This window comes from Halopenitus sp. H-Gu1 (genome assembly GCF_041821145.1).
GTDB lineage: Archaea > Halobacteriota > Halobacteria > Halobacteriales > Haloferacaceae > Halopenitus.
This window is the reverse complement of sequence record NZ_JBGUBC010000051.1, coordinates 1-4,288: the sequence shown is the minus strand read 5'-3', so window position 1 is coordinate 4,288 and position 4,288 is coordinate 1. Positions and strand designations below refer to the sequence as shown.

Annotated in this window: 3 protein-coding genes; 1 reads left to right on the top strand and 2 read right to left on the bottom strand. The window is 51.1% G+C overall.

All coding sequences use genetic code 11. The features are described 5' to 3' along the window. Positions 1-2,295: Eco57I restriction-modification methylase domain-containing protein (locus ACERIT_RS16020; RefSeq protein ID WP_373675856.1), on the top strand; the 2,295-nt coding region annotated here is incomplete at its 5' end. Between the two features lie 49 nt (positions 2,296-2,344). On the opposite strand, the gene ACERIT_RS16015 is transcribed toward ACERIT_RS16020, so the two are convergent. Next, a complete protein-coding gene (locus ACERIT_RS16015; RefSeq protein ID WP_373675855.1) occupies positions 2,345-3,016 on the bottom strand; it encodes a tyrosine-type recombinase/integrase in 672 nt (223 codons plus the stop codon). A 151-nt stretch (positions 3,017-3,167) separates the two neighbouring features. Beyond that, positions 3,168-4,288, bottom strand: a 1,121-nt coding sequence (locus ACERIT_RS16010; RefSeq protein WP_373675854.1) for a hypothetical protein, incomplete at its 5' end; no start/stop codon positions are given.

Below are 4,288 nucleotides of genomic sequence, written 5' to 3'. Positions count from 1 at the left end.
TTGGAGAGTCGTAGCCGTGAAGAATTGGAGAGAATAGAAGAGGGACATGGAGGGGTCTCACTTTTCGCAAAGCGTTCTATCATCCTTCACAATCTCTATGGAGTCGATATCGAGGACGGGGCAGTCGAAATCTGTAAACTACGCCTGTGGCTGTCGATGGTCGCTGATATCGAGGACGAACCGAACGAGGTCGAACCCCTTCCAAATATTGATTTTAACATCCGTCAGGGTAACTCGCTGATCGGGTTCACTGAGCTCCAAGAAGTCGCACGGGAAGATGCGGGCGACGCGTCACTCTCGAATTGGGGTGTCGGAACTGCAGTCAAAGATCTCTATGAGGATGTCATCCGGGAACAGGACCGCCATCGAGCTGCGGATTCTGCCCGTGAAGCGCAGAATGCTCGTAAAATGGCTGAACGAAAAATCGACACCCACAGCGAGGAGCTTAATGAGAAGATCCGCGATCAGTTCAACGAACTTGTCGACGAGGATATTTCTCTTGAGGAATTAGAGGAGTTCTCACCGTTTCATTGGGTGCTCGAGTTCGCGACAGTCTATCGGGAAGGCGGCTTTGATGTCATCATAGGGAACCCACCGTGGGATGAGCTGAAGCCATACCGGACGGACTTCTTCCCAAAGTACGATACTGAGTTTCGTAGCCGCCCACCAGGTGAAAAGGACAAGAAGGTAGAGGAACTCTTAGAGAACCCTGAAATCGCTGCCGAATGGGAGAAGTTCCAGCGTGACAAGGAACGGCAAGCGACCTATATCAACCAGAGTGGAGAATACGAGTACCAGACGCCAAGCGTAGAAGGGCAACAGGTTGCACGAACGAACGACCTGTCCCTACTGTTCTTCGAGCGAGTCTATGATATTGTCAGAGACAGTGGTTATGTTTCACAGCTGCTTCCTGGTCCGTTCTTCAATGCCGCCGCTGGGAAGGATTTGCGAGTACATGCCTTGGAAGAGTCTGAGATTCAGAGTATCATCGGATTTGAAAACCGAGGCATCTTCTCCGATATAGACACTAGGTATAATTTCGGTATCGTTACGCTCCGAACAGAGGGAAGTACTGATACTGTCCACGGAATCTTTCATCAGACTTCCGTTGACGCTCTTCGGTCGATTGACGATGTAGCTCTAGAAATTCCAGCGCGCATCCTCAAAGAGTATTCTCCCGGAGCTCGAATTTTCCCCAACATCGAGGACCAGCAGGAGGTCTCAGTGCTGGATAAAATTCTCCAGACACCACCATTGGCGACTGAAATTGAAGGCGCTTGGCGAACGGTCTTGTACAAGGAACTGGATCGGGGACGAGATCGAGATAGATTCATCGAAAACGAATCCAAAGGGGATTATCCGGTCTATCAGGGAAAGAACATCCACCAATTCTGCTATGAGTCGACCTACGTCGACGATCTTGAATCAATCTCTTTGTGGAGTGTCGATGAGGATAACGAGGAACTGAGTGCGAAGCGTCGCATTCGAGAGAAGAACTTCCGTGCCCGGGACGATGCGATCAGCCTCAAGAAGGCAATCTACAACAAGTTCGCTGATGACCCTGAGTTCCGCCATCTCCCGACAAGTTCCCAGAAGCGGTTCGTCAATCAGTTGCTAACAGAGGAATTCGACCGCCCCGAACTTTCTTTGGAGGACATCCGTCTCCATAGTTCTGAGTACCGGCTTGTGCTCCGTGAGGTCGCTCGTGCAACCGACGAACGGACGCTCATTGCGGCTGTAATCCCACCGGGTGGAGTCGTCGTCCATACCCTGTACACGGTTCGGCCATTCGAGGTAAACCCTAACAAGGACGATCTTTCGGAGTTCCCGATGCATAGCGCTTACGACCGTGTTTTCACTGATAAGGAGCTTTTTGTCGCGCTTGGGCTGATCAACAGTATCCCCTTCGATTTCTTGATGCGAACAAAGGTTGATTCCCACGCCTCGAAGTACAAGTTTGAGGAGTCACAGGCTCCCCGACTCACTGATGGCGACGACTGGTTCCACTACATCGCTGATCGAGCGGCGAAGCTCAACTGCTACGGTGAGGAGTTTGCTGAGATGCGTGAACGACTCGGTGGGATTGTGCCGGCGACGGATATGGAGACTCGGCGTGAACTGCAAGCCGAAGTCGACGCGGCCGTGTTCCACGCATATGGGCTGGATGAGGAGGAAATGCAGTTCATTCTTGATGACTTCCATCGGGTGTCTAGCCCTCGAATTATGACGGAAGCGTACTTCGAGAAGGTTGCTGAGAAATACACCCATCTTGGAGACGTAGAGCCGATGGAGTAACTACTGAAACAGCGCTACGCTTGACTCCTGAACATCAGTGGGTTCTGCTTTACTGATGAATACTGTCCAGCGCCCGACGGGTCATTGCTCCATCGACATTCAGATATTGACGTGCAGTCGTGATGTCCTCCCAACCGAACATTGCCCGGAGTGCAGGAAGGTCTAAACCCCTTCCCGCATGGTACGACGCTGCTGTGGCACGTAGTCCGTGTAATGAGGTTGCGTCATTGGACAGTTCTGGAGACAGTTCAAGGGCAGTTTCCAGACGTCGCTGTAAGGTCGAAAACGAATATGGCCAACCGCCATGTTCGTCAAGTAGTAATTCGATCGCGATTCGGACTCGATACGAAAAATGGTACGGCACTGTTCGAGACGCGGCTTCTGTTTTCGGGAGCCAATAGCGATCCGCAAAACTTTGGAAGTCCTTCTTGGGATTGTGGTCCATTCGTTGTTTCACCGCTTGCCGACAGTAGCCGCAGATACTGCCGTCACGTCCCTTTGTACAATCTTCTTGTTTGGGAATTTGAATCATCTGACGCTCTAGGTCAATCCACGACGTAGACAGGTGCGTCGTTTCTCCTGGCCGAAGTCCCAGACGTCCCCCAAGGAGGATAGCCGCTCGTGTTTCAAGACGCTGTTGCGTATCTGTTATTCGCCCGGCTCCTTCCAACAACAGTTCAAACTCGCGCTCACTAAGAGCCCTCTCTCGTGTTGCTACCATATCTATTGTTGTCTAATAATACAAAGATAATCTGCATTTACTTCGAGTTATAGTGGAATATCATCAGAACATAATTCTCAACCCATAAGGCACGGCACAGCAAGATCTGAATAGACCTGTCTTCCATTCAGACTCGTACGCTAATTGCTTCTCACATATAATAGAAATATTGTGGTCGAACCTCTGAAATGGACTCAGTATCTACTTCAGAGAGGATTGTACCCACACGCTTTGCAACACTCACGGTTGCTGGCATCCGAATTGCGTAGTCCGATGTATTCCAGTCGAGTTTCGTGAAAAAGAGGATCTCCTTACAGATCTCTAATGAGGGCGTCTCACAGATTTCGTCAGGCCGAATCTCGATCGGAGATGGTACCCCACTCCCCTGATAGGTCGTTTCTTCCGGGACATATCCGGATGTGTAGAGATAGTGGACGTCGTCATCAGGAACGCTCAGGAGGGTTCCTCGCATAGTGGGATAATCTGTAGGTGGGAATAACCTGACCTTTGGCCGCCTACGAACCCATACAAGGTCTAAATCGCGAACACCGTTTGTGGCATCAAGCACCCCTTCACGTTCTTCTTCCCAGAAGACCGATGGCTTATGTAGGACGAACCGGCTGGGCCGTGTCCCTTTCTGCGCTTCGTAGTATTCCAGAATCTGCTCACCTACCTGTCTAGCCGCCTCATATGAGAGGTGGGGAGACCCATTCTCGTCCTCGGTGATATCCGGGAGTGGATCGCTCTGAAGGATAATATGATCCCTTCCGTGAAAGACGTGAGCAAGAGCCGCTCGAATTACCTCATCTCCTTCGTCTCGCTCCCTGTAGAACGAAAGCCCTGCGTAGCAGTGCCCATCTTCGATCTGTCGAGTTTTCCAGGGGTGCCCTCGTTGAGACTTGTATAGAAGTCCAACAGTGAGATTCCAGGCTCGGGATGCTCGCTGTCGGTCAGTACGGATCGAAAGTGTGGATGGCTTAATCAGCTGTGTGGGGATTCGGGCCTCCATCCCAATCAGCTTGATTCGATTTCGCAGGTCAGAACCTTCCGACTGAATTCGCGCATGGTCCTGGTTCTCTGGAGTACACGCGTCCATCACTTCTTGTGGAATACAGACGATGATCGCATTCGGCTGAACCGAATCCCGCTCGATTATCTCGATGTCTTTCCGCACTAGCTTCAAGAAGCGCTCCATCCGATCTCTGGGGGTCGATTTACCCGTAACAGATTGGATGTCTCGTCGACGAATTTGGCGTCTCCAGCCCTTTTTTG

Bases quoted from the DNA above. Each gene is read 5' to 3' on its own strand.
- ACERIT_RS16015 (WP_373675855.1), bottom strand. From the start codon at position 3,016: ATGGTAGCAACACGAGAGAGGGCTCTTAGTGAGCGCGAGTTTGAACTG.